Raw genomic sequence first — 25,764 nt, 5'->3', positions numbered from 1 at the left:
ACGATGTCGGGACCCCGCCCCGTACGAGCACCGCGCGGCACGGAACTGAGCGCCCTGGGATGGCAGCAGGAAGCCGCCCTGCGGATGTTGCAGAACAACCTCGACCCCGAGGTCGCCGAGCACCCCGACAAGCTCGTCGTCTACGGCGGGACCGGAAAGGCCGCCCGTGACTGGCGTTCCTTCGACGCCATGGTCCGCACGCTCAGGACGCTGAAGCAGGACGAGACCATGCTGGTCCAGTCCGGCCGTCCGGTCGGCGTGATGCAGACCCACGAGTGGGCTCCGCGCGTCCTCATCGCCAACTCCAACCTCGTCGGCGACTGGGCCAACTGGGAGGAGTTCCGCCGTCTGGAGGCCCTCGGGCTGACCATGTACGGCCAGATGACCGCCGGCTCCTGGATCTACATCGGAACCCAGGGCATCCTCCAGGGCACCTATGAGACCTTCGCCGCCGTCGCCGCGAAGAAGTTCAACGGCACCCTGGCCGGCACCATCACGCTCACCGCCGGCCTCGGCGGCATGGGCGGCGCCCAGCCCCTCGCCGTGACCATGAACGACGGCGTCGCCCTCTGCATCGACTGCGATGCGCGCGCCATCGAGCGCCGCATCGAGCACCGCTACCTCGACGTCAGGGCGGACAGCCTGGACCACGCCCTCCAGCTGGCCGTCGAGGCCCGCGACGCCCGCCGTCCGCTGTCCATCGGCGTTCTCGGCAACGCGGCCGAACTGGTCCCGCAGCTCCTCGCGATGAACGCCCCCATCGACATCGTCACCGACCAGACCTCGGCCCATGACCCCCTGGCGTATCTGCCGGTCGGCATCGCCTTCGAGGACATGGCCGACGCCGCCGCCAAGGACCCGGCCGGCTTCACCACCCGGGCGCGTGAGTCCATGGCCAAGCACGTGGAGGCCATGGTCGGCTTCCTGGACGCCGGCGCCGAGGTCTTCGACTACGGCAACTCCATCCGTGGCGAGGCCCAGCTGGCCGGCTACGACCGTGCCTTCGCCTTCCCCGGATTCGTCCCCGCGTACATCCGGCCCCTCTTCTGCGAGGGCAAGGGCCCGTTCCGCTGGGCGGCCCTGTCCGGCGACCCCGCCGACATCGCCAAGACCGACAAGGCGATCCTGGACCTCTTCCCGGAGAACGAGTCCCTGGCCCGCTGGATCAAGATGGCCGGCGAGCGCGTCCACTTCCAGGGCCTGCCCGCGCGCATCTGCTGGCTGGGCTACGGCGAGCGCGACAAGGCCGGCGAGCGCTTCAACGACATGGTGGCGAGCGGTGAACTGGCGGCCCCGCTGGCCATCGGCCGCGATCATCTCGACTGCGGTTCCGTGGCGTCGCCCTACCGTGAGACCGAGGCCATGCTCGACGGGTCCGACGCGATCGCGGACTGGCCGTTGCTGAACGCCATGGTGAACGTGGCTTCGGGCGCCTCCTGGGTGTCCATCCACCACGGTGGCGGCGTCGGCATGGGGCGGTCCATCCACGCCGGGCAGGTGACGGTGGCCGACGGCACGAAGCTGGGCGGCGAGAAGATCCGCCGGGTGCTCACCAACGACCCCGGCATGGGGGTCATCCGGCACGTGGACGCGGGCTACGACACCGCCGAGACCGTCGCCCAGGAACGCGGGGTGCGGGTGCCGATGCGTGAGGGTGACCAGGCGTGACCTTCCACAGCATGTGGGCTGAGCTGCTGCCGATCGGTCGCAGCTCCGCCTCCGGCGGCTACCGGCGCTATGCCTGGACCGCGGCCGACGCCGACTGCCGGGCCTGGTTCACACAGCAGGCGGAGGACCGCGGGCTGGTGTACGAGGTCGACCGGAACGGCAACCAATGGGCCTGGCTGGGGGATCCGGCCGCCGGGGACGCCGTCGTCACCGGGTCGCATTTGGATTCGGTGCCGGACGGTGGCGCCTTCGACGGTCCCCTCGGGGTCGTGTCCTCCTTCGCCGCCCTGGACGAACTGCGCGGCAGGAACGTGCAGTTCACCAAGCCGCTGGCGATCGTCAACTTCGGTGACGAGGAGGGTGCCCGGTTCGGGCTCGCCTGTGTCGGCTCCCGGCTCACCGCCGGACAGCTGACCGTCGAGCAGGCCCACCGGCTCACCGACGGTGACGGGGTCAGCCTGCCGCGGGCCATGGAGGCCGCCGGTTACGACCCCGACGCCATCGGCCCCGACCCCGAGCGGTTGGACCGGATCGGCGCCTTCGTGGAACTCCACGTCGAACAGGGCCGTGCGCTGGACCTGTCCGGCGACCCGGTCGGTATCGCCAGTGCCATCTGGCCGCACGGCCGCTGGCGGTACGACTTCCGGGGGGAGGCCAACCACGCCGGCACCACCCGGCTGGTCGACCGCCGCGACCCGATGCTGTGCTACGCCGAGACCGTGCTCGCCGCCCGCCGCGAGGCCCAGTTCGCCGGTGCCGTCGCCACCTTCGGCAAGATCTCCGTCGAACCGAACGGAGTCAACGCCATCCCGTCGTTGGTGCGCGGCTGGCTCGATTCCCGCGCCGCCGACCAGGAGACCCTGGACACGGTGGTCGCCGGCATCGAGAAGGCGGCCCGGGAGTACGCGGACGCCCACGGCATCGACCTGGACGTCGTCCGGGAGTCCTTCACCCCCGTCGTGGAGTTCGACCACGCGCTGCGTGACGAACTCGGCGACATCCTGGGCGGCGCCGGCGGGGACACCGCACTGAAGGTGCCCGTCCTCGGCACGGGCGCCGGACACGACGCCGGGATCCTCTCCGGGCGCATCCCGACCGCCATGCTGTTCGTGCGCAACCCCACTGGTGTCTCGCACTCCCCGGCCGAGTCCGCGGCCGAGGACGACTGCCTGGCCGGGGTACGCGCGCTCGCAGACGTACTGGAAGGACTGGCCTGCAGGTGACCAAGCGGACCTACTGGCTGGAACACGCCTGGCTCGGTACGACCACCGAACCGGGCGTGGCCGTCACCGTGTCGGCCGGCGGACCGGCCGCGGGCGAGGACGGCCGGATCACGGCCGTCCGCACCGGCGTACCCACCCCGCCGCCCGGCGCGGAGATCCTGCGCGGGCTGACCCTCCCCGGCCTGGCGAACGCCCACAGCCACGCCTTCCACCGGGCGCTGCGCGGTGCCGTCCAGGTCGGCTCCGGGACCTTCTGGACCTGGCGCGAGGTGATGTACTCCGTCGCCGACCGGCTGACTCCGGAGACCTATCACGCCCTCGCCCGCGCGGTGTACGCCGAGATGGCGCTGGCCGGCATCACCTGCGTCGGGGAGTTCCACTATGTGCACCACGCGCCCGGCGGCACCCCCTACGCCGACCCCAACGCCATGGGGGAGGCGCTGATCGAGGCCGCCGCCGAGGCCGGCATCCGGATCACCCTCCTCGACACCTGCTACCTCTCCTCCGGCTTCGGCGAGCCGCCCACCCCCCACCAGCTGCGGTTCTCCGACGGCAGCGCGGAGGCCTGGGCGGAGCGCTGCACAGTTCTCAAGGGGCGGGATCACGCACGGATCGGGGCGGCGATTCACTCCGTACGGGCCGTGCCCGCGGACCAGCTGGCGACGGTGGCGCACTGGGCGGAGGAGCGGCGGGCCCCGCTGCACGTGCACCTCTCGGAGCAGACCGCCGAGAACGACGCCTGCCTCGCCGCGCACGGCCGCACCCCCACCCGGCTGCTCTCCGACCACGGCGTCCTCGGACCGCGTACCACCGGTGTGCACAACACCCATCTCACCGACGAGGACATCGCCCTGCTCGGCGACTCCGGCACCGGCACCTGCATGTGCCCGACGACCGAGCGCGACCTGGCCGACGGCATCGGTCCGGCCGTCGCCCTCCAGCGGGCCGGTTCCCCGCTCTGCCTCGGCTCCGACAGCCACGCCGTGATCGACCTGCTCGAAGAGGCCCGCGCGATGGAGCTGAACGAACGGCTGCGTACCCGCTCCCGGGGCCATTGGACGGCCGCGGCACTGCTGCGCGCGGCTTCGGCGGACGGGCACGCGGCCCTGGGCTGGCAGAACGCGGGAACTCTGGAGCCGGGGGCACTCGCCGACTTCACGACGATCGCCCTCGACTCCGTCAGGACAGCGGGGCCGGTGCCGCGACTCGGTGCGGAGACGGCCGTATTCGCCGCCACCGCGGCGGACGTCCGGCACACGGTCGTCGGCGGGCACCAGATCGTACGGGACGGGGCGCACGCACGTGTTCCGGATGTGCCTTCGGCGCTTGCGGACGCGATCGACGTCCTGCGCGGCTGAACCCCGACGCCCCCCACCCGGCCACCCTTGAGGACACCATGAGCAGCAGCACCGTCGTCACCAACATCGCCGCACTGGTCACCAACGACCCCTCCCTCGGTGACGGTTCCCCCCTCGGTCTGATCCAGGACGCGGCCGTCGTCATCGACGGCGACCGCGTCGCGTGGACCGGTGAATCCAGCAAAGCACCCGCCACTGACAAGCGGATCGACGCGGCCGGCCGGGCGGTGCTGCCCGGCTTCGTCGACTCCCACTCGCACCTGGTCTTCGCCGGGGACCGCACCCAGGAGTTCAACGCCCGGATGTCCGGCCGTTCCTACACGGCGGGCGGCATCCGTACCACGGTGGCGGCCACCCGGGCCGCGAGCGACGGCGAACTGGAGGCGAACCTCACCCACTACCTGGCGGAGGCGCTCCGCCAGGGCACCACCACCTTCGAGACCAAGTCGGGCTACGGCCTGACCGTGGAGGACGAGTCCCGCGCCCTGCGCATCGCGGCGCGGCACACCGACGAGGTGACGTACCTCGGCGCGCACATCGTCCCGCCCGACCACGCCCACGACCCGGCGGCCTATGTCGCCCTGGTCACCGGCGAGATGTTGGACGCCTGCGTGCCGCACGCCCGCTGGATCGACGTGTTCTGCGAGAAGGGCGCCTTCGACGGCGACCAGGCCCGCGCGATCCTCACCGCCGGCCAGGCGAAGGGCCTGCACCCGCGCATCCACGCCAACCAGCTCTCCTACGGCCCCGGCGTCCAACTGGCCGTCGAACTGGACGCGGCCAGCGCCGACCACTGCACCCACCTCACGGACGCGGACGTGGACGCCCTGGCCAACAGCCGTACGGTCGCCACGCTCCTGCCCGGCGCCGAGTTCTCCACCCGGGCCGAGTGGCCGGACGCGCGCCGCCTGCTGGACGCGGGAGCCACGGTCGCCCTGTCCACGGACTGCAACCCCGGCTCGTCCTTCACCTCCTCCGTGCCCTTCTGCATCGCCCTGGCCGTCCGTGACATGCGGATGACACCCGACGAGGCGGTCTGGTCGGCCACGGCGGGCGGTGCGGTGGCCCTGCGGCGCACGGACATCGGCCGCCTCACCCCCGGTGCCTACGCCGACCTGATCCTGCTCGATGCCCCGAGTCACGTGCACCTGGCCTACCGCCCGGGGGTGCCGCTGGTCAGCGGGGTGTGGCGGCGGGGCCAGCGGATGCTCTGAGCAGCCGCGCGGGGCATGTCCAGTCACTTCGTCCACCGGGCCGGGCCGTCGCCGTGGTCGGTCACATCGCCCTGACCGGTTACGCCGCCCCGGCCCGCCACTGCTGGTCCTGGCTGCCGTCCAGCGGCCGCAGGGCCACTCCGTACCGGCCAGCCGGTGCCACGGCCGTCTCGATGGCGATGTCCGGGCGGATCGTGCCGTCGACATCGACGGTGAAGCGGAGGTTCTCGCCGTTTCTGCCGTAGACCGAGTCGCACCCCCAGATTCCGAGGCCCCGGTCCACCGAGCCCCTGCTGTCCAGGCAGAAGCCGTCGTCGGCCGCCGAGCGGAGCACGCCCAGGTACGTGTCGACACGCCAACGCTGGGTGCGCGAGGAGGAGCAGGGCGCGGTGATCACGTCGTTGCCCTGGGACAGGTCACCGTCGCGGATGTCCAGGCAGCGGCCCGTGGCGACGTTCACCACCTGGGCGTACGAAGTGCCCGGCTGCGCGGGCGAGGGCGCCGGGGCGGGAGTCCCCCGATGGGGCGGTGGCGGCCGGTGCGTGACGGGGGCGGGGGAACGGGCCCCGGAGGTGGTTGACGGGGCCGGGGAGGACGGCGGGGAGGACGACGGGGAAGGAGCCGCGGAAGCGGACGGGGGGACGTCGGGGGACGGGGCGATGGAGACCGTCGCCGTCACTGTCACGCGGGGAGGCGCGGGCGTCGTCGCCGCCGACTGCTGGTCCGAGCGGTGTACCGGGACGAGCAGGAACCCCAGCAGCGGGGTCAGAGCCACGCCCAGGGCCGCCGAGGCCAGGAGGACACGGCGTCGGGGTGGCCGCCCCGTGCCCTCTCCCGTCGCGTCGGCGGCCACCGGGGGTGCCTCCCAGTGCATGTACGCCGCACCGCTCCACGGCAGCAGGCCCTCCGCGAGCGTCTGCCGCGGGGCGTCCCGCAGCGCTCGTAGGTCCTCGAACGCGGCTGTGCAGTGCGGACAGCGCGCCATGTGGGCGTCCAGGTCGGTGCTGTGGCGCGGGGCGTCCGGCCGTACCGCTTCCTCGATCAGCCTGCGGAAGTCGGCGCAGCGGGGGTCGTCCGACCGGTTCAGGCGGTGCGTGAGGCAGGCCTGGGCCAGGGCTTTGAGGGCCTGCGGCGTGCCGTGGGCCACGTCTGCGCGGCTCAGGCCGAGGAAGGCGGCGGTCCGCTCCGGCGGCTCCTCCTCCAGCACGCCGTACCAGATCAGGCCCTGGGTGCGGGACGGCAGTGACTGGAATGCGGGGAGGAGAGGCGGGGGTGGGCCGTCGGGCAGGCCCGCCAGGTTCAGCACCAGCAGTAGACCCGGATCGACACTCGCCGAGCGTTCGTCGTGTGCCCAGCCGGCTGCCGACTTCGCGGTGAGGAGCAGGAGCCGGTGGCGCAGCGGGACGTTCGGCTCCACACCGCGGGCCGATTCCCTGGCCACGCGGGTGATGGCCTCCGCCGCCAGCCTGTGCGCCGCGGCCTCGCCCGCGGCGCACAGCCGCGCATAGGCGAGGACCGCCGGGTGGTGCCGCCTGCGTAGCTCCTGCAGCGCGGGGTACGCCGTCGCCGTGGGGGACCGCAGGAGTTCGGTCAACCGCGCGTCCGGTACGTCCTCGTGGCCCCCGTCCGCTGCGGCCCGGTCCCCCTGAGCCATCGTTCTTCCTCCTCGCGACACCGCGGGGCCGTGTCCGAGCGGCCCCGGTCCGGCCTACTAGCCGGTTCGGGGGCCCCATAGTGGTGGAGGAGGACGCCCTGGGAAAGAGGTTTCCGTCGGTAACCGCGCGGTGGACGGCCCAGGGGCCCGGTTCGGTCGGATGGGTGCGGGTCGGGCCCCGCGGGCACAGTGACGCGGCCCGGCGCCGACGGCTGGGCCGCTTCGACGGGTTCACGAGGGAACCCGGAGGTCCGCCGCGGGGCAGGCTGTGCGGGCCGCGAAGGTCACTCCTCCAGGGTCAGCCCCTTGCGTAGTCGTACCAGGGTGCGTGAGAGCAGCCTCGACACGTGCATCTGGGAGATGCCCAGCTCTTCGCCGATCTCCGACTGCGTCATGTTCGCCACGAACCGCAGCGAAAGGATTTTCCGGTCCCGGGTCGCGAGCTCGGCGATCAGGGGCTTGAGTGACTCGATGTACTCGATGCCCTCCAGTCCGTGGTCCTCGTACCCGATGCGGTCCGCGAGCGCGCCCTCGGATTCGTCTTCCTCGGGCTGTGCGTCCAGCGAGGAGGCGGTGTAGGCGTTCGACGCCGCCATGCCCTCGACGACCTCGTCCTTGGAGAGTCCGAGGTGCTCGGCGAGTTCCGCGACCGTCGGCGCGCGGTCCAGTTGCTGGGACAGCACGTCCCCGGCCTTGGCCAGGTCCAGGCGCAGCTCCTGCAGCCGGCGCGGGACGCGCACGGACCACGAGGTGTCGCGGAAGAAACGCTTGATCTCGCCGATGATGGTCGGCATGGCGAAGGTGGGGAACTCGACGCCCCGGGAGAGCTCGAAGCGGTCGATCGCCTTGATCAGGCCGATCGTGCCGACCTGGATGATGTCTTCCATCGGCTCGCTGCGGGAGCGGAAACGCGAGGCGGCGAACTTGACGAGCGCGAGGTTGAGCTCGACGAGCGTGTTGCGGACGTACGAATACTCGTGCGTCCCTTCCTCCAACGACTCCAGGCGCTCGAAGAGCGTCTTGGACAGGGCCCGCGCATCGACCGCGCCGATCTCGTCGTAAGGGGGGATCTCCTGGAGTCCCTCGAACGGGTCGAGGGGGTCGATGGGATGATCCAGTTGTTCCGGTGGGAGTGTCGACGTCGCGACCCGGGTATGCGATGCGTCGAGCCGGGGTGACATGGGTGTCCTCCATCGTTTTCGGCATATGGCTGCCGAAGCCAATACGTGCACTGCGGTGTGCGGCGCCTCCAAAGCCGGCGTGTAGCGGTACGTGTCTTTACTAGCCCTACCCGCTTCTTTGAAGCCGCCGCAAGTGCGTTCTGTGGCTCTATGACCTATTTCATTGAGGTTCTTCGGGTGTCGGAGTGCGGAAGGAAGGCGTAATGTTCGAGGGCATCAACAGCCACGACCTCGGGAGAGAGACGGCATGGACCACGGGATGGTCGGCAGCGCACAGTCGGGCCGGCTTCTGGTGGAGGTGCGGGAAGAGGGCTCCAGCGCCGTTCTGACACCAGTGGGTGAGCTTGATCACCACACCGCCGATCTTTTGCGTGAACCCCTCGACGACTTTCTGGCCAAGGGCTTCGCGCGGCTCGTCGTGGACTGCTCGCGTCTGGAGTTCTGCGACTCCACGGGGCTGAACGTCCTGCTCGGAGCCCGCTTGAAAGCGGAGGCTGCCGGGGGTGGGGTCCATCTGGCAGGGATGTTGCCGGTGGTCGCCAGGGTGTTTGAGATCACCGGAGCCGAGGCGGTCTTCACCGTCCACGACTCCGTGGAGGCGGCGCTGGCCGGCGGCGTCGACTGAGTCTGTGTCCCGGCTGTCCGCGAGCCGGTCCGTCACGCCGAGTGCGGGGGTGTTCCGCCGGGCCGGCTGGGCAGGAGAGGGCAGAGGGCAAGCTGCCAGTGGCACGCCCGGCCGTCGGACCGTCCTGGGAGCACGGAGCCATCTGAGCGGACGTTTGTGCGATGGGCGTGCGTGCGGGAGACTCCGGCGGACGGCGGACCACGGACCATGGGCCGCGGACTTGCAGAGTGTCCAGCACTGGCCGGTGTCGGACTTTTGAATCGTGAACTGGTGAATCGGTGAGGTGAAGCGCTGATGAGCACCACCCGGCCTTGCTCGCCGGGCGACCGCGGCCCGGAGCCCAGCGGTGCTTCCGGGGCGTCCGAGGGGGGTGCGCCGGCTTCCGGCGCTTCCGCGGGGGCAGTCGCGCCGTCCGTGCCGTCCGGGCCTGCCGACGGCGCCCGGGAAGCAGAGGGCGGGCAGGTCCGCAGACTCGTTCTGGAGGGCGAGAGCGGGGTCGTCCCGCTCGCCCGCGACTTCACCCGTCAGGCGTTGTACGCGTGGGGCTGGCTGCCCGCCACCACCGCAGACCAGCGGGCTGCCGCCGAGGACGTGCTGCTCGTCGTGTCCGAACTGGTCACCAACGCGTGCCTGCACGCCGAGGGGCCCGACGAACTGGTCCTCTCCTGCGACAACAAGGTGATTCGCCTGGAGGTCTCCGACCGCGGCGTCGGCCAGCCAGCTCCCCGCACCCCGCACCGTGCCGGTCGCCCCGGCGGCCACGGCATGTTCATCGTGCAGCGGCTGTGCCTCGACTGGGGGGTGGTCCGGCCCCCCGGCCGTTCCGGCAAGACCGTCTGGGCGGAACTGGGCGCTCCGGCGTAGCGGTCCCCCCGGGGCCGAGCTCCTGTCGCGTCCGGGTGCCGAGTTCCTGGCGCGTCCCGGGTGATCCGGCATCCGCGCTCCAAGGGCGGCACCGGCGCGGCTGCGTCGCCCCACGAGCACCTCGCCGCACACCTCGGATCGCGTCAACTCCGGCGTGTGCCGCGTCTTCCTTCCTCACGGACCCAGGCGTACCTTGTCGGCCACATCTGATGCGCCGTCAGTCATCGTGTCGTCGTCGACCGCCGTGAAATGAATGGGGTGGACCGATCGTGTCGTACCCGAGACGAACCGCCGCGCTCGCGTCCGCCGCCCTGGCCGGCTCTGTGGTGCTGCTGGCCGCACCGGCCGCCCACGCCGACGTCGTCGACGTCGACTACCACTGTCAGACGCCGATCGGTGTGAAGAGCGCCGTGTCACCCATCGACATCAAGGGCGTCAAGGGCGTCAGAGGCTACAAGATCACCATGTCTTGGCAGAAGGGCGTCTCCTCCAGCCCGGTGGAGCTGGGCAAGGGGGCGATGAGCCCGAGTGCCACCATCGAACTGGGCGGTGTCGGCAGCGGCACGCTCGAAGTCAGCGGCCCCCCGAACGCGGCCGCGATCCCCGCCGACACCCCCATCAAAATCAGCGACTTGAGCGGCACCTACACACCGAAGAAGTCCGGCAAGGTCACCTTCACGGCAGGCACACTCACCATCAAGGCGCTCGGCACGACGACGACCTGCACACCGACCAACAATCCCAAGCCGTCCCTGATCCTGGACGTGACGGCGGCTGGAGGCTCGTCCCCCTCCGGCGGCTCCAGCTCTTCCGGTTCCTCCGGTTCCTCCGGTTCCTCCGGTTCTTCTGGTTCTTCCGGTAATACCACCGCTGCTTCCTCGTCCTCGGGCGGTTCCTCCTCCGGCGGCCAGCTCCCGCAGACCGGCCCCGAGGACTCCACGGTCGCCCTCGGCACGCTCGGCGGCACGGTCGTCCTCGTCGGTGCGGCGGGCGTGCTGTGGCTGACCCGGCGCGGCCAGGCCGCACGCCGCTGAATCATCCGGTCGTACTGCTGGAGCCGCCCATGCCGTCCGCCGTACGCGTCCTCGGCGTGCACTCGCTCACGCCACTCCTCCTGCTCACGCCGCCCGTGCCGCCCTCCGCCGCCGCGCCCACGGGCGGACGGTCCCTCACGCCGACCGGCGGAGGACGCCCCGAGCGTTACGCCGAGGGCATGCCCGGAACGGTCCTGTGGGACTCCGCGGCCGTTGCCGGGCTCCTCGTACGGCGGCGCCCACGCGGTACGGGGCGCACCGAAGAAGCCGGCCACCCATGCGAGCAGATCGAGTCGAGGGGAGTGGGGTCGTGAAGCGGACCGCTGCGCGGGTAGTGGTGGCCACGCTGGCCACCGTGCTGCTCCTGCTGCGGCCCGTGAGCCCGGCCGGCGCGGCGGACCGGCCCGCCGTGACATTGTCGGCGGCCACCGCAGGGACGGGAGGTTCGGTCACCGTCAGTGGCACCGGATGGCGGCCGCACACCCTGCTGATGCTGCTGATCTGCGGGCGGGCCACACCGTCCCGAGGCGTCATCGGCGGCACCAACTCCTGTGCCAATGCCGACGGCCGGGCCGTAACCGCTGACGCCCGGGGGGCCTTTCGCCGGAAACTGCCGGTCGTCGAACCGCCCGTACCCTGCCCCTGCGTGGTGCACGTGGCCACGGTCACCGGGGCGAAGGCGGGGGCGGACGCCGTCCTACAGGTTGCCGGACATCCCGTCGCCCCACTGCCCGCTGAGCGCTCCGGCGGTCGTCTGGTGGCGCTCTCCGCCGCCCGGCTGACCGGCTCCGGTGGCCTGCTGACCTGGTTCGGGGCACCCCCCGGCCGGACGCTCGTCCTCACCGTCGGCAATACCGGCTCCGGCGCGGTCAAGGACCCCGTCTTCCAGGTCGGCACCGCGCACGGTGTCTTCGCCCCGCAGTGGGACGACCGGCAGTGGCACGGCACCCTGGAGCCCGGCCGGAAGGCGCAGATCAAGCTGCCGGTCGAGCTGTCGGCCGGGGCGCACGGCGACTACACCGTGTCCCTGAGGTACGACGGCCGGATCCTCGCCGAACAGGCGTGGGGCGTGGCCCGTCCGTGGGGCGTGACCCTGTTCTGGCTCCTGCTCTGCCTGGTAGTACCAGCCGCGCTGTTCCGCGCCGGGATGGCCCTGGTGGACCGGGTACGGCCACACCCTCCGGGCGGTGTCCGCCACCGGCGCCTGTCCCGGCCACCGATGAGCCTCGCACCGCGGGTGCGGGTGCGGCGCGCCCGCACCCTTGAGACCGCCCCGCCCCCCACGGCTCCGGCCCTGCCGTGGTTCACCCCGGATTCCGCTCCGGCTGCTGCGGCTGGCCGGAATCCCGCACCGCCCGGCGAGGCCCCGACGAGTCCCACCACTCCCACCACCAAGGGGCCCACGTGAGCAGGCTGAGGAGGGGTACCGCGGCGCAGGCCGGCACGACAGAGTCCGTCGGCCCGGTCGAGTTCGCCGGCTTCACCGGCACCCACGAGCCCGGTGCGAGCGGCAGTGCGGCCCTTCCCCCGGCGTCCGGACGGTCAAGGAGCTCGACACGACCACGACATGCACCCCGCCCGGACACAGGTCTCGCGCCGCCGGTACGGCGAGGGCCGCCGCACCTGGGGTGCGGCGGCCCTCGCCGTATGCAGGGCGGTGTGTCAGTGCACCTCGCCCATCTGCGTCTTGACCTTCCGGCGGTACATCCACACCGCGAATCCGGCGAGGGCTGCGAGGAGCGCCTCCCCGAAGACGGCGCCCTTGCCGCTCAAGTCGACCCCGGCGACGGCCGGGTTGGACAGCAGGCTGGTGATGGAGTCGCCGGCGGTGACCGCGAGGAACCACACACCCATCATCTGGCTGGCGTACTTGGCCGGGGCCATCTTCGTCGTCACCGACAGGCCGACCGGCGACAGGCACAGCTCGCCGACGGTCTGGATGAAGTAGACGCCGACCAGCCACATCGGGCTGACTGTGGTGCCGTTCACCGCCATGGCCAGCGGGATCACGAAGAAGAAGAACGACATGCCGATCAGGACCAGGCCCATCGCGAACTTCACGATGGTGCTGGGCTCCTTGCCCCTGCGGTTCAGCCACACCCAGAACCAGGCGAAGACCGGGGCCAGCGCCATGATGAACAGCGGGTTCAGCGACTGGTACCACGAGGACGGGAAGTCAAAGCCCAGCAGCGAGCTGGACGTCTTGCCCTCGCCGAACGCCTGGACCGTGGACGCACCCTGGTCGTAGATCATCCAGAACACGGCGGCCGCGACGAAGAACCAGATGTAGCCGGTCATCTTCGACTGCTCGGTCCTTGAGAGGTCCTTGTCCCGCTTGATGCGCAGCAGCACGCCCGCCGGTACGACCAGACCGATGATGGTCAGCGGGATCATCGCCCAGTTCAGGGTGAAGTGACCGGAGACACCGACGATGCCGTAGAAGACGGTCGCGATGATCAAAGAGGTCAGGCCCTTGCGCAGCCAGGAGGTCCGCTCCTCGGTGTTCAGCGGCTTCGGGACGACGTTGCTCTTCGGGCTCAGGTGGCGGGTGCCGAGCAGGAACGCGGCCAGGCCGATCGCCATGCCGACCGCGGCCATGCCGAAGCCGAGGTGCCAGCTGATCTCCTGGCCGACGGTGCCGATGGCCAGCGGGGCAAAGAAGGCGCCCGCGTTGATGCCCATGTAGAAGATCGTGAAGCCACCGTCGCGACGCGGGTCGTTCGGACCGTCGTACAGGTGGCCCACCATCGTGGAGATGTTGGCCTTGAGCAGGCCCGAACCGGCCGCGACCAGTGCCAGACCCGCGAAGAACGGTGCCTGGCCGCCGGGCAGGGCCAGCACGATGTGGCCCGACATGATCGTGACGGCCGCGACGGCCACCGTCTTGCGCGGGCCCCAGATGCGGTCGCCGAGCCAGCCGCCGGGCATGGCGAGCAGGTACACCATCGCCGAGTAGACGGAGACGATCACCGTGGCGGTGGCCACGTCCATGGCCAGGCCGCCGCCCATGCTGTCCTTACCGGCGTTGGGGCCGCCAGAGAGCAGGTAGACGGTGAGCAGGGCCTTCATGCCGTAGTAGGAGAAGCGCTCCCACATCTCGGTCATGAAGAGGGTGGCCAGTCCGCGGGGGTGGCCGAAGAAGGTCTTCTCGGAACCGGGGGTGCCCGGGCGGACCGAGTCCTTCGTCAGGCTGGACGCCATGGTCGTTCCTTGCTGGTCGGGACGCGCGTTGGAGCGCTGCGCGCCCGGTGGGGGGCGGCCGGCACCGGCAGGTCGGTCGTCCACCCCCACGCCCAGGGGGAGTCCGCTCCGGATCGCGGAGCGGCGGACGGCGACCACCGGGATCCACGCCCCGTGACGCGTCACTGCGTCCGGAGCCCGGCCAGAGGTCATTCCTTTCGAGGCTGATCTTGGTCAGCCCGCACACAAAAGAGACCTTCAGCGACAATGCCCGCTGAAGGTCCTCAGGGTGCTACAGGCGTTCAGGTCACCATACGGCAGGACAGTGCCGGATATGGAAGGACTTGAGACACGGATCACAGGTGTCGATGGAACCGTGAGGGTGAATTCGAAGGTATCCCCTCCGATCGCATCTTCAGACCAATGGTTCGTACCAGTAGGTCGCGAAGGTAAGAATCCCTGGAGCCGATCACGCTCCGGCAGTGGACGCGGGCGGTCTACCATCACTTCATGACCCGTGTACTGCTCGCCGAGGATGACGCGTCCATCTCGGAGCCGCTGGCCCGCGCCCTTCGCCGGGAAGGTTACGAGGTCGAGGTGCGCGAGGACGGACCCACCGCGCTCGACGCCGGAATGCAGGGCGGCGTCGATCTGGTCGTACTGGACCTGGGCCTGCCCGGTATGGACGGCCTGGAGGTCGCCCGCCGGCTGCGCGCCGACGGCCACACGGTGCCGATCCTCATCTTGACCGCACGGGCCGACGAGGTGGACACCGTCGTCGGCCTGGACGCGGGCGCCGACGACTACGTGACCAAGCCCTTCCGGCTCGCCGAACTACTCGCCCGCGTACGGGCCTTGCTGCGGCGCGGCGCCGCCGAGCCGCAGCAGCCGCCGGCCACGCATGGGGTGCGGATCGACGTCGAGTCGCACCGTGCGTGGATGGGGGACGAGGAACTCCAGCTCACAGCCAAGGAGTTCGACCTGCTGCGGGTGCTGGTGCGCGACGCCGGACGGGTGGTGACCCGCGACCAGTTGATGCGCGAGGTCTGGGACACCACGTGGTGGTCCTCCACCAAGACGCTCGACATGCACATCTCCTGGCTGCGCAAGAAGCTGGGCGACGATGCGGCCAACCCCCGGTACATCGCGACGGTGCGGGGAGTCGGTTTCCGGTTCGAGAAGAGCTGAGCCCGCCCGGGCCCAGCGATCACCCCAAGTGACGGAACATGCGCCGACGTCTCATCCAGTCCACCCTCGCCGTGGTCCTCGTGGTGATCGCCGTATTCGGCGTGTCCCTCGTGATCGTCGAGACCCGGACCATCAGCAACAGCGCCCAGGCACGAGTGGAGTCCGAGGCACTACGGCTGGCCAGCATCGTGGACAGCCGGGTCCTCGCCTCGGAAAAGGTCAACGCGGACGTGCTGCGCAACCCGGTCAGCAAGGACCAGTACGCGGTGATCCGGATGCCTGGCAGGGCCCCGATCGAGATCGGCACCAAACCGCAGGGCGACGTCATCCGCTCCACGCAGATGGGCGAGGAGGGCGAGACGGTCACCGTGCAGGAGCCGCGCTCCGCGGTGACCCGCGAGGTCGGCCGGACCCTGCTGATCATCGGCCTGGTCGCTTTGCTCGCGGTGGTCGCGGCCGTGCTGCTCGCCGTACGGCAGGCCAACCGACTCGCCTCCCCGCTGACCGACCTCGCCGAGACCGCCGAACGGCTCGGATCCGGCGACCCGCGCCCCCGGCACAAGCGGTACGGCGTCCCCGAGCTGGACCGGGTCGCCGACGTACTGGACTCGTCCGCCGAACGGATCGCGCGCATGCTGACGGCCGAGCGGCGCCTGGCAGCCGACGCCTCCCACCAGCTCCGGACACCGCTGACCGCGCTGTCCATGCGTCTGGAGGAGATCACCCTCACCGACGACCCGGACACCGTGAAGGAAGAGGCGAACGTCGCGCTCACGCAGGTCGAGCGGCTGACGGACGTGGTGGAGCGGCTGCTGACCAACTCGCGCGACCCGCGCACGGGCTCCGCGGTCTCCTTCGACCTGGACGAGGTCATCCAGCAGCAGCTCGCCGAGTGGCGGCCGGCCTACCGCAACGTTGGCCGGGCCATCGTCAGCTCCGGCAAGCGGCATCTGCAGGCCGTCGGCACCCCGGGCGCCGTCGCCCAGGTGCTGGCGGCGCTGATCGAGAACTCCCTCATGCACGGTGGCGGCACGGTCGCCCTGCGCACCCGGGTCACCGGCAACCAGGCCGTGATCGAGGTCACCGACGAGGGGCCCGGAGTTCCGGCCGACCTCGGCGCCCGCATCTTCGAGCGCACGATCAGCGGCCGGAACTCCACGGGAATCGGCCTGGCCGTCGCCCGTGACCTCGCGGAGGCCGACGGGGGGCGTCTGGAACTGCTCCAGGCCCAGCCACCGGTGTTCGGCCTCTTCCTCTCGCGCACACCCCCGGTCCACAGGCCGGACGAGAGCCGGCCCACGGTTCGCTGACCCGGCCGTGATCCGTAGGCGCTGGTGCCGGGGACGGCGCCCGCGCCCGGGGGACTGCGGCCTGGCCTACGGTACGCGCTGGGCGGACCGCGACCCCTCTGGCTGGGGGCCCGGTCCGCGCGCCTCGGCCGCCAGGATCGACTCAGCCGACCGGGGCGGCAGCGCCCGGAACACCCAGGTGCGGTACGACCAGAACCGGAACAGGGTCGCGATGCCGATGCCGAGGAACTTGAAGATGTTGTTCTGCAGCGGGCTGTCCCACCCGAAACCGTAGGTCGCCAGGTACAACACACCGTTCTCGATCACTAGTCCGACCGCGCTGAACAGCAGGAACAGGGTGAGTTCCCGGGAGCGGCGGCCCTTGTCGCGGTCCCGGTACGTCCAGTAGCGGAAGCCGACGTAGTTGAAGGCGATCGCGACGACCGTCGCGATGATGCCGGCGCGCACCACGGGCAGGTCGGACACATGCCGGACCAGGTTGAACACGCCGAGGTTGACAAGGACGCCGGCACCGCCGACGGCGCCGAACTTGGCCACCTCGTGAACGAGCCTTTGCAGCCCCGAGGAACGAGGTTCCATGGCTGTGCAGCTCCCGTCGGTAGATTTCGTCAACCCGGCCATGCTATCCAGGCGGGCCCGTCGTTGCCTGCGGGCTAGGCCACAGCCGGGAAACGGGTTGGAAAGAGGCCGGAAAACAGCGGGTAAGAGACTGTGCTGGGGACGCGATCCGGTCACCCCGGTGTGGCCGATACGCTAGGGGGGTGACGTTCCCGGTAGTCGGCATGGTTGGCGGGGGGCAGCTCGCGCGTATGACGCACGAGGCAGGCATCCCGTTGGGCATCAGGTTCAAGCTTCTCAGTGACACTCCCCAGGATTCCGCGGCGCAGGTGGTGAGCGACGTCGTCATCGGCGACTACCGCGACCTGGACACGCTGCGCGAGTTCGCGCACGGATGCGACGTGATCACCTTCGATCACGAACACGTACCCACCGAGCACCTCCGGGCCCTGGAGGCGGACGGCATCCCCGTGCGCCCGGGGCCCGACGCGCTCGTGCACGCCCAGGACAAGGGGGTGATGCGCGCCAGGCTCGACGCGATCGGCATCCCGTGTCCGCGGCACCGGATCGTGACCGACCCGCAGGACGTGGCCGCGTTCGCGCGCGAGGGTCTCCCCGAGCACGCCGGGGGTGATGGTTTCCCGGTCGTACTCAAGACCGTCCGCGGCGGTTACGACGGCAAGGGCGTGTGGGTCGTCGGCTCCGTAGCGGAGGCCGCCGAGCCGTTCAAGGCGGGCGTGCCGGTCCTCGCCGAGGAGAAGGTCGACTATCTCCGCGAGCTTGCCGCGAACGTCGTCCGTTCCCCGCACGGCCAGGCCGTCGCCTATCCGGTGGTCGAGTCCCAGCAGGTGAACGGTGTCTGCGACACCGTGATCGCGCCCGCCCCCGACCTGGACGAGGCCCTGGCGCTCAAGGCCGAGGAGATGGCTCTGACCATCGCCAAGGAATTGGGGGTCGTCGGTCATCTCGCCGTGGAGCTGTTCCAGACCCGTGACGGCCGCGTCCTCGTCAACGAACTGGCGATGCGTCCGCACAACTCGGGACACTGGACCCAGGACGGCGCGGCCACCTCGCAGTTCGCCAACCACGTCCGCGCGGTCCTCGACCTGCCGCTCGGCGACCCGCGTCCCCGGGCCAGGTGGACGGTGATGGTCAACGTTCTCGGCGGCGATTACCCGGACATGTACTCCGCCTACGTGCACTGCATGGCGCGCGACCCCAAGCTCAAGATCCACATGTACGGCAAGGACGTGAAGCCCGGCCGTAAGGTCGGACACGTCAACACCTACGGCGACGACCTGGACGACGTGCTGGAGCGCGCCCGCCACGCAGCCGGTTACCTGAGAGGCACAATCACCGAATGAGCCCAGTCGTTGGCATCGTGATGGGGTCGGACTCCGACTGGCCCGTGATGGAGGCCGCCGCCAAGGCCCTCGACGAGTTCGAGATCGCCTACGAGGTCGACGTCGTCTCCGCGCACCGTATGCCTCGCGAGATGATCGCGTACGGCGAACAGGCCGCTGACCGCGGACTGAAGGCGATCATCGCCGGTGCGGGGGGCGCCGCCCACCTGCCCGGTATGCTCGCCTCGGTCACCCCGCTGCCGGTCATCGGCGTGCCCGTGCCGCTGAAGTACCTGGACGGCATGGACTCCCTGCTGTCGATCGTGCAGATGCCGGCCGGCGTCCCGGTTGCCACGGTCTCCGTCGCCGGTGCCCGCAACGCCGGCCTCCTCGCAGCCCGCATGCTCGCCGCGCACGACGAGGACCTGCTGCAGCGGATGCGCGACTTCCAGCAGGACCTCAATGACCAGGCCACCGAGAAGGGCAAGCGGCTGCGCTCCCGGGTCGAGGGCGCAGGCGGCGGCTTCGGCTTCGGGAAGTGACGCCCGTGACCTCGTTGGACGAAGCCCGCACGCTGCTGCGTGAGTTCCCGGTCGTCGACGGCCACAACGACCTGCCGTGGGCGCTGCGCGAACAGGTCCGCTACGACCTCGACGCCCGTGACATCGCCGGCCACCAGAAGGCCCATCTGCACACCGACATCCCTCGGTTGCGTGAGGGCGGCGTCGGCGCCCAGTACTGGTCGGTGTACGTGCGATCGGACCTGCCGGACGCGGTGCCGGCCACGCTGGAGCAGATCGACTGCGTACGCCAGCTGATCGCCCGCTACCCGGCCGATCTGGTGCCCGCGCGGACCGCCGCCGATATGGAGGCGGCCCGAGCGGAAGGTCGTATCGCTTCCCTGATGGGTGCCGAGGGTGGCCACTCCATCGCCAACTCCCTCGGCACGCTGCGCGGCCTTCACGCTCTCGGGGTGCGCTACATGACGCTCACCCACAACGACAACGTCGACTGGGCGGACTCCGCCACCGACGAGCCGAGGACGGGCGGCCTGTCCGCTTTCGGCCGCGAGGTCGTCCGGGAGATGAACCGGCTGGGCATGCTCGTCGACCTCTCCCACGTGGCCGCGACGACGATGCGGGACGCGCTGGACGCCACGACAGCGCCGGTGATCTTCTCGCACTCGTCCTCGCGGGCGGTGTGCGACCACCCCCGCAACATCCCCGACGACGTCCTGGAGCGGCTCCCCGCCAACGGGGGTGTGGCGATGGTGACGTTCGTGCCCAAGTTCGTGCTCCAGGCGGCCGTGGACTGGACGGCGGCAGCCGACGAGAACATGCGTGCCCATGGCCTGCACCACCTGGACACCAGCCCCGAGGCGATGAAGATCCACCGCGCCTTCGAGGAGCGCAACCCGCGTCCGATCGCCACGGTGTCGACGGTGGCGGACCATCTGGACCACATGCGTGAGGTGGCCGGTGTTGACCACCTGGGCATTGGCGGCGACTTCGACGGCACCGCGTTCACCCCGGACGGCCTGAACGACGTCTCCGGCTACCCCAACCTGATCGCGGAACTGCTGGACCGCGGCTGGTCCAAGGCCGACCTGGCCAAGCTCACCTGGCAGAACTCGGTACGGGTGCTGGGCGCGGCGGAGGACGTGGCCCACGACCTCCAGGCGACGCGGGCGCCGTCCAACGCCACCATCGAGTCGCTGGACGGCTGAGCAGCCCCCTGCGGTGGTACCGGACGTCGCACCGACCGGTACGACGTCCGGTACCACCGCAGGATGGGACGGCCGTAGCCGACCACAAGCGCGAGCCAGGCTCGCCGCCTCAAGGCCCGCCCGTTGCCACGACTGACGTGTCCCGGCCGCCTGCGGGCCCGAAGCAGTCACGTCAGCCCCCGCACGAGGTGATCCGCACAGCCGCCGAGTCCCGGCCCGGGTACCCCCGAACGCCCCACTCACCAGGCAGTTTCCGTCCTCTCCGTGCGACCGTGGCGATACGCGAGCCCCTTGCGCAGCCTCACCACGACGCAGCCTCACCACGACGCAGCTCACGACCGACGTAGCTCACGACGACGTACGGAGCCCGCCATGGCCGACCTCCAGGACGACATCCCCACCACGACCGAGGTCGGCCAGGACGACGACCTGCCGGACGACCCCTTCCGCACGCAGCCGTGCGAGGGGACCGGCGAGGCCCTGGAGCAGGCGCACGCCCTGCTCGCCGCCCATCCGGTGGCCGACGGCTACAGCGGCCTGCCATGGGCGCTGAGGCACCTTCCCTGGTACGACCTGGAGCTGGGCGAGGCCGCCGTCGACACGGATGTGCCCCGGATGCGGGAGGGGCACGTCGGCGCTCTGTTCTGGTCACTCCACTTGCCCGAGGGGCCCGGCGACAGCCGGGCGGTCGCCGCGACCTTGGAGCAGCTGGACCTGGCCCGCAAGGTCATCGAGGCTCACCCCGAGGGGCTGCGTCTGGTGCGCACCGCCGGGCAGGTCATCGACGCCCGCAACTGCGGCCGGGTCGCCGTGGTGCTGGGCCCTGCCGACGGTGCCGCGCTCGACGACTCCCTGAGCGTCCTGCGCATGCTGCACGCCCTCGGCCTGCGGGTACTCACCCTGACGGGCGCGGCCTGGACGGGGAAGACGGGGCTGACCCGGTTCGGCGAGGAGGTCGTACGCGAGATCAACCGGCTCGGCGTCCTCGCCGACGTCTCCGGTGCGTCGGCGGCCACTGTCGAACGGACCGTCGCCCTGTCCAAGACCCCCGTGCTGTGCACCCGTTCCGCCGCTCATGCACTGCGCCCGCACCCGGAGAACCTGCCCGACGACCTGCTCGCCGGACTCGGCGCGGCCAAGGGGCTGTGCATGGTGCCGCTGACCGCCGAGCAGGTCGGCCCGACCGTTCGGGATGTCGCCGACCACCTTGACCATGTCCGCGAGGTGGCCGGTCCGGAGTGCGTCGGCCTGTCCGGCACCTACGACTCCGGTGCCGTCCACCCCCGCGACCTCGCCGACGCCTCCCGCTACCCCCACCTGATCGCCGAACTGCTCCGGCGCGGTTGGTCTGAGACCGAACTCTCCCTGTTGACCTGGGGCAATGTGCAGCGGGTGCTGCGCAGCGCTGACTTCACCGCCCGGGCCGCGCAGCACCGCCGGGACGCCTCGGCGGCGAGAACCGCGGGCCCCGCCACGTCCAACCCCGGCTGACTCGGGGGCGACGGGTCCGGTGCCCGGTGCCGCGGAGGCCCGGCCGGTCCGCGTCACCGTGCGCTCCCCTTAGGACGTGTCAGCCGGTGCAGAGACAGAACGGGTGCCCGGCCGGATCGGCGTAGACCCGGAAGCTGCGCTCGCGATCCTCGGTGTCAAGGGGCCGTGCCCCCAGCGCCAGTACCCCTTTCTCTGCCGTGTCCAGGTCCTCCACCACAAGATCGAGGTGACACTGCTGAGAGGCGTCCGGGGCGGGCCACCGGGGCGGCACGAAGCCGGGCGCACGCTGGAAGGCCAGCGTCTGCCCGCCCGGCACCCTCAGGTCCACCCACGCACCTTCTCCCTCTGGTGCCTGATCTTGCCCCTGGTGCTTCTCCACAGTGCCACCCAGCACCCCGGCGTAGAAGCCGGCCAGCGCAACGGGATCGGGACAGTCCAGGACGACGGCATCGAGCGTGGCGAGAGCCATGAATACCTCCTCGTGTTACCTGTGAATCCAGGTAACAGGTAACGGTTACCGCATGATGCCGTACAAGAGGTAACGGCTCAACCGAATTCCGGGAGGTAACTTGCGGGCATGAGCGAGAGAACAGCTGCCCCCGGCGGCCTGGCGCTGATCGAGTCCCTGGTGAACACGCTGGACATCGAGACCGGACGTGACTCGCTCGACACCGCCGACGGCAGGGCGCGCATCGGGCTCACCGAGGACGAACTGGGCGGGGCGCGGGAACTGCGGGAGTCACTGCGAGCCACGCTGCTCGCGCACGCCGGGCACCCGCCGCACCGTTCGGTCACCCCGCTCGGCACCCTGCTGGCAGACGCTCCGCTGCACGTGTCCGTCGACGAGCGCGACGGCTCCGCGGCCCTCACCCCCGCCGATGCGCGCTCGCTGTCCTCCCGGGTCGCCGCCGCCGTTGCCGAGGCCCTGGTGGACGGCACCTGGGTCAGGCTGAAGGCCTGCGAGGCCGAGACCTGCCACTGGGCGTACTACGACCGCAGCCCCGCCGGACGAGGCCGCTGGTGTTCGATGCGCGTGTGCGGAGCCCGCGAGAAGATGCGCCGGTACCGGGCGAAGGGGCCATGACGCACAGCGATGTGGTGCAGAATGCGGGCAGACGCCGGTTCGGCCGACTGAGCCTCGGCCGAACCGACGTCGTTGGGCGGTGCGCTATGCGGTGGGGCGGCCCATCGCCCGGTACGTCCAGCCCCCCAGCCGCCACAGCTGCGGGTCGAGGGTGTTGCGTCCGTCCAGGAGCAGCCGGGCCGCCGCCACCTCGCCGAGCGCCGCCGGGTCCAGCTCACGGAACTCCCGCCACTCCGTCAGGTGCAGTACGACATCGGCGCCCCGGACCGCCTCCAGCGCCGAGCCGGCGTACGCGAGGGTCGGGAAGACCTTGCGGGCGTTGTCCATGCCCTTCGGGTCGTACACGGTCACCTGACCGCCCTGCAGATGGATCTGACCAGCCACGTTCAGCGCGGGCGAGTCGCGGACGTCGTCCGAGTCGGGCTTGAAGGTGGCACCGAGCACCGCCACCCGCTTGCCGAGGAAGGAACCGCCGCCGAGCGCGTCCCGCGTCATCTCCACCATCTGGCCGCGCCGGCGCATGTTGATGGAGTCGATCTCCCTGAGGAAGGTCAGCGCCTGGTCCGCGCCCAGCTCACCGGCCCGTGCCATGAACGCCCGGATGTCCTTGGGCAGGCACCCGCCGCCGAACCCGATCCCCGCGCGCAGGAACTTCTTCCCGATCCGGTCGTCGTACCCGATGGCCTCGGCCAGCTTCGCCACGTCCCCGCCCGCGGCCTCGCACACCTCCGCCATCGCGTTGATGAAGGAGATCTTGGTCGCGAGGAACGAGTTCGCGGAGGTCTTCACCAGTTCGGCGGTCGGGAAGTCGGTCACGACGAACGGCGTGCCCTCACCGATCGGGCCGGCGTACACCGTGCGCAGCAGCTTCTCGGCCCGCTCGCTGCGCACCCCGGCCACGATCCGGTCCGGGTGCAGCGTGTCCTGAACGGCGAAGCCCTCCCGCAGGAACTCCGGGTTCCAGGCCAACTCGGCATCGGCGCCGGCCGGCGCGTGCTCGGCCAGATAGGCGGCCAGCCGGTCGGCCGAGCCCACCGGCACGGTCGACTTGCCGACCACCAGGGCCGGACCGTGGAGATGCGGGGCGAGCGAGGCGACCGCGGCGTCGACGTACGACATGTCACAGGCGTACTCGCCGTGCTTCTGCGGGGTGTTCACGCATACGAAGTGCACCTCGCCGAAGGCTCCGGCCTCGGCCCAGTCCGTGGTGAACCGCAGCCGCCCGGTGGACCCCTCGAAACCGGTGACGTGCCTGCGCAGCAACTCCTCCAGCCCCGGTTCGAACATCGGGGTCTCGCCGCGCTCCAGCATGGCGATCTTCTCCGGCACGATGTCCAGACCCAGCACCTCGAAGCCGAGCTCGGCCATGGCCGCGGCGTGTGTGGCGCCAAGATAGCCGGTGCCGATCACGGTGATCTTCAGGCTCATGGGTGCACTCCAGCTCGGGGACTCTGCGACGCGGTGCCTGAGCATATCCGGGCCCTTCAGCGGGCAACTTCCCCGCTGTCGCCAAGCTCACGTAGGCGTCTTCGGGCCAGAGCTCTAAAATTTGAGTTACTTAACGGTAGTTAGCGTGTATATCACTGCGTCATTGGAGCGTGAGAGACCTTGGCCGGATCGGCTGACTTCGACCTGTACCGCCCCGCCGAGGAGCACGACATGCTCCGCGACGCCGTCCGCTCCCTGGTCGAGGCGAAGATCGCGCCGCACGCCGCGGCGGTGGATGAGGAGGCCCGCTTCCCGCAGGAGGCCCTCGACGCCCTCGTGGCCAATGACCTGCACGCCGTGCACGTCCCCGAGGAGTACGGCGGCGCCGGCGCCGACGCGCTCGCCACGGTCATCGTGATCGAGGAGGTGGCCCGTGCCTGCGTGTCCTCCTCCCTGATCCCGGCCGTGAACAAGCTGGGCTCGCTTCCGGTGATCCTCTCCGGTTCCGAAGACTTGAAGAAGAAGTACCTCGCCCCGCTCGCCGAGGGCGACGCCATGTTCTCCTACTGCCTCTCCGAGCCGGAGGCGGGTTCGGACGCGGTCGGCATGAAGACCAAGGCCGTCCGTGACGGCGACCACTGGGTCCTCAACGGCGTGAAGCGCTGGATCACCAACGCGGGCGTCTCCGAGTACTACACGGTCATGGCCGTGACCGACCCCTCCAAGCGCTCGAAGGGCATCTCCGCCTTCGTCGTCGAGAAGTCGGACCAGGGCGTCTCCTTCGGTGCCCCGGAGAAGAAGCTCGGCATCAAGGGCTCCCCGACCCGCGAGGTCTACTTCGATAACGTCCGCATCCCCGCCGACCGGATGATCGGTGAGGAGGGCACCGGCTTCGCCACGGCGATGAAGACCCTGGACCACACCCGCATCACCATCGCCGCCCAGGCGCTCGGTGTCGCGCAGGGCGCCTTCGACTACGCCAAGGGCTACGTCCAGGAGCGCAAGCAGTTCGGCAAGCCGATCGCCGACTTCCAGGGCATCCAGTTCATGCTCGCCGACATGGCCATGAAGATCGAGGCCGCCCGCCAGCTGACCTACGCGGCCGCCGCCAAGTCCGAGCGCGGTGACTCGGACCTGACCTTCCAGGGCGCGGCGGCCAAGTGCTTCGCCTCGGACGTGGCGATGGAGGTCACCACGGACGCCGTCCAACTCCTCGGCGGATACGGCTACACCCGCGACTACCCGGTGGAGCGCATGATGCGCGATGCCAAGATCACGCAGATCTACGAGGGCACGAACCAAGTGCAGCGCATCGTGATGGCAAGGAACCTTCCCTAGCAGGGTTTTTGCAGGTCAGCAATCCAGCGCACCTTCGGTGCGCGCCGGGGGCGTGGTAAATGCCGTGGCGCGCGCCGGGGGTGCTTCTGTCTGCCCTGACGTGGACTGATGGGGTACGGGACGCTGAGCTGGTTCGTTCCGGCCGAAACCGAAGCCTCTGTGATGCCGGTGAGCTCGCAGGTCAGCATGGTGCTGGGGACCGCCCACGGGAACCGTGGAGTGTTGCTGCGAAGCACGTGCGTCAGAATTCCTGATCCGCCCTGGTCCTCCCGGAACGACGCACCCGGCTGTCCGGCG

The 25,764-nt window shown here is 70.5% G+C and carries 23 protein-coding genes; 17 read left to right on the top strand and 6 right to left on the bottom strand.

What is annotated here, in order from left to right:
- The first annotated feature begins 3 nt into the window (after positions 1-3).
- From hutU to hutI, 4 genes are read left to right on the top strand one after another with little or no spacing between them, the layout of a single operon-like run.
- On the top strand, positions 4-1,668 hold the full coding sequence (gene hutU, locus LK06_RS12090; protein WP_039656176.1) for a urocanate hydratase: 1,665 nt from the start codon (positions 4-6) through the stop codon (positions 1,666-1,668).
- Positions 1,665-2,891 carry an allantoate amidohydrolase gene (locus LK06_RS12085; protein ID WP_039656174.1) on the top strand — a complete coding sequence of 409 codons (1,227 nt, stop codon included), beginning with the start codon at positions 1,665-1,667 and terminating at the stop codon, positions 2,889-2,891. The genes hutU and LK06_RS12085 overlap by 4 nt, the downstream gene beginning before the upstream one ends.
- Positions 2,888-4,249, top strand: a complete 1,362-nt coding sequence (locus tag LK06_RS12080; RefSeq protein ID WP_043405822.1) for a formimidoylglutamate deiminase — start codon at positions 2,888-2,890, stop codon at positions 4,247-4,249. Before LK06_RS12085 ends, LK06_RS12080 begins: the two co-directional genes overlap by 4 nt.
- A gap of 38 nt (positions 4,250-4,287) precedes the next feature.
- On the top strand, positions 4,288-5,463 hold the full coding sequence (hutI, locus tag LK06_RS12075; protein WP_039656170.1) for an imidazolonepropionase: 1,176 nt from the start codon (positions 4,288-4,290) through the stop codon (positions 5,461-5,463).
- A gap of 79 nt (positions 5,464-5,542) precedes the next feature.
- On the opposite strand, the gene LK06_RS12070 is transcribed toward hutI, so the two are convergent.
- Both LK06_RS12070 and LK06_RS12065 read right to left on the bottom strand, forming a co-directional pair.
- On the bottom strand, positions 5,543-7,117 hold the full coding sequence (locus LK06_RS12070; protein WP_043433041.1) for an RICIN domain-containing protein: 1,575 nt from the start codon (positions 7,115-7,117) through the stop codon (positions 5,543-5,545).
- Positions 7,118-7,401: 284 nt separating this feature from the next.
- Positions 7,402-8,298: an RNA polymerase sigma factor SigF gene (locus tag LK06_RS12065; protein WP_039656167.1), complete on the bottom strand. Its 897-nt coding sequence runs from the start codon at positions 8,296-8,298 to the stop codon at positions 7,402-7,404.
- A 247-nt stretch (positions 8,299-8,545) separates the two neighbouring features.
- Here LK06_RS12065 and LK06_RS12060 point away from each other — a divergent pair, with 247 nt between their 5' ends.
- The 5 genes from LK06_RS12060 to LK06_RS12045 all read left to right on the top strand — a co-directional run bounded on the left by LK06_RS12060 (position 8,546) and on the right by LK06_RS12045 (position 12,229).
- Positions 8,546-8,923, top strand: coding sequence for an STAS domain-containing protein (locus LK06_RS12060; RefSeq protein ID WP_039656165.1), 378 nt, complete (start codon positions 8,546-8,548; stop codon positions 8,921-8,923).
- Between the two features lie 294 nt (positions 8,924-9,217).
- Positions 9,218-9,787, top strand: a complete 570-nt coding sequence (locus LK06_RS12055) for an ATP-binding protein (RefSeq protein ID WP_039656163.1) — start codon at positions 9,218-9,220, stop codon at positions 9,785-9,787.
- Positions 9,788-10,056: 269 nt separating this feature from the next.
- Entirely contained in the window at positions 10,057-10,821 is a 765-nt protein-coding gene (locus tag LK06_RS12050) for an LPXTG cell wall anchor domain-containing protein (protein ID WP_039656161.1), read from the top strand.
- 29 nt (positions 10,822-10,850) lie between these two features.
- The gene (locus tag LK06_RS33120; RefSeq protein ID WP_159025204.1) at positions 10,851-11,135 is read left to right on the top strand and encodes a hypothetical protein; all 285 of its coding nucleotides are present in this window, start codon (positions 10,851-10,853) and stop codon (positions 11,133-11,135) included.
- Positions 11,099-12,229, top strand: coding sequence for a hypothetical protein (locus tag LK06_RS12045; RefSeq protein WP_039656159.1), 1,131 nt, complete (start codon positions 11,099-11,101; stop codon positions 12,227-12,229). Before LK06_RS33120 ends, LK06_RS12045 begins: the two co-directional genes overlap by 37 nt.
- Before the next feature lie 254 nt (positions 12,230-12,483).
- Here LK06_RS12045 and LK06_RS12040 read toward each other — a convergent pair whose 3' ends face one another.
- Entirely contained in the window at positions 12,484-14,022 is a 1,539-nt protein-coding gene (locus tag LK06_RS12040) for a peptide MFS transporter (protein WP_043433044.1), read from the bottom strand.
- Between the two features lie 489 nt (positions 14,023-14,511).
- On the opposite strand from LK06_RS12040, the gene LK06_RS12035 reads away from it, so the two are divergent.
- A complete protein-coding gene (locus tag LK06_RS12035; RefSeq protein WP_020940464.1) occupies positions 14,512-15,189 on the top strand; it encodes a response regulator transcription factor in 678 nt (225 codons plus the stop codon).
- A gap of 38 nt (positions 15,190-15,227) precedes the next feature.
- Entirely contained in the window at positions 15,228-16,499 is a 1,272-nt protein-coding gene (locus LK06_RS12030; protein WP_039656158.1) for an ATP-binding protein, read from the top strand.
- A gap of 66 nt (positions 16,500-16,565) precedes the next feature.
- On the opposite strand, the gene LK06_RS12025 is transcribed toward LK06_RS12030, so the two are convergent.
- On the bottom strand, positions 16,566-17,078 hold the full coding sequence (locus LK06_RS12025; RefSeq protein ID WP_039656157.1) for a GtrA family protein: 513 nt from the start codon (positions 17,076-17,078) through the stop codon (positions 16,566-16,568).
- A gap of 182 nt (positions 17,079-17,260) precedes the next feature.
- Here LK06_RS12025 and LK06_RS12020 point away from each other — a divergent pair, with 182 nt between their 5' ends.
- The 4 genes from LK06_RS12020 to LK06_RS12005 all read left to right on the top strand — a co-directional run bounded on the left by LK06_RS12020 (position 17,261) and on the right by LK06_RS12005 (position 21,617).
- Entirely contained in the window at positions 17,261-18,421 is a 1,161-nt protein-coding gene (locus LK06_RS12020) for a 5-(carboxyamino)imidazole ribonucleotide synthase (protein ID WP_039656156.1), read from the top strand.
- Positions 18,418-18,942, top strand: a complete 525-nt coding sequence (gene purE, locus LK06_RS12015) for a 5-(carboxyamino)imidazole ribonucleotide mutase (protein ID WP_071659136.1) — start codon at positions 18,418-18,420, stop codon at positions 18,940-18,942. Before LK06_RS12020 ends, purE begins: the two co-directional genes overlap by 4 nt.
- A gap of 5 nt (positions 18,943-18,947) precedes the next feature.
- Positions 18,948-20,126 (top strand): dipeptidase, encoded by a 1,179-nt coding sequence (locus LK06_RS12010; RefSeq protein ID WP_043434241.1) that lies wholly within the window; start codon positions 18,948-18,950, stop codon positions 20,124-20,126.
- A gap of 372 nt (positions 20,127-20,498) precedes the next feature.
- A complete protein-coding gene (locus LK06_RS12005) occupies positions 20,499-21,617 on the top strand; it encodes a dipeptidase (RefSeq protein ID WP_039656153.1) in 1,119 nt (372 codons plus the stop codon).
- Positions 21,618-21,696: 79 nt separating this feature from the next.
- Here the strand turns inward: LK06_RS12005 and LK06_RS12000 are convergent, their stop codons facing one another.
- A complete protein-coding gene (locus tag LK06_RS12000; protein ID WP_039656151.1) occupies positions 21,697-22,086 on the bottom strand; it encodes a VOC family protein in 390 nt (129 codons plus the stop codon).
- 108 nt (positions 22,087-22,194) lie between these two features.
- On the opposite strand from LK06_RS12000, the gene LK06_RS11995 reads away from it, so the two are divergent.
- Positions 22,195-22,701 carry a CGNR zinc finger domain-containing protein gene (locus tag LK06_RS11995; protein WP_039656150.1) on the top strand — a complete coding sequence of 169 codons (507 nt, stop codon included), beginning with the start codon at positions 22,195-22,197 and terminating at the stop codon, positions 22,699-22,701.
- Between the two features lie 84 nt (positions 22,702-22,785).
- Here the strand turns inward: LK06_RS11995 and LK06_RS11990 are convergent, their stop codons facing one another.
- The gene (locus LK06_RS11990) at positions 22,786-24,129 is read right to left on the bottom strand and encodes a UDP-glucose dehydrogenase family protein (RefSeq protein ID WP_043410055.1); all 1,344 of its coding nucleotides are present in this window, start codon (positions 24,127-24,129) and stop codon (positions 22,786-22,788) included.
- 180 nt (positions 24,130-24,309) lie between these two features.
- On the opposite strand from LK06_RS11990, the gene LK06_RS11985 reads away from it, so the two are divergent.
- The gene (locus LK06_RS11985; RefSeq protein WP_039656146.1) at positions 24,310-25,467 is read left to right on the top strand and encodes an acyl-CoA dehydrogenase; all 1,158 of its coding nucleotides are present in this window, start codon (positions 24,310-24,312) and stop codon (positions 25,465-25,467) included.
- Positions 25,468-25,764 lie beyond the last annotated feature (297 nt).

It is taken from the genome of Streptomyces pluripotens (genome assembly GCF_000802245.2).
Classification (GTDB): Bacteria; Actinomycetota; Actinomycetes; order Streptomycetales; family Streptomycetaceae; genus Streptomyces; species Streptomyces pluripotens.
Note: the sequence above shows the minus strand (reverse complement) of the source record. Positions and strands in the feature narration are given on the sequence as shown.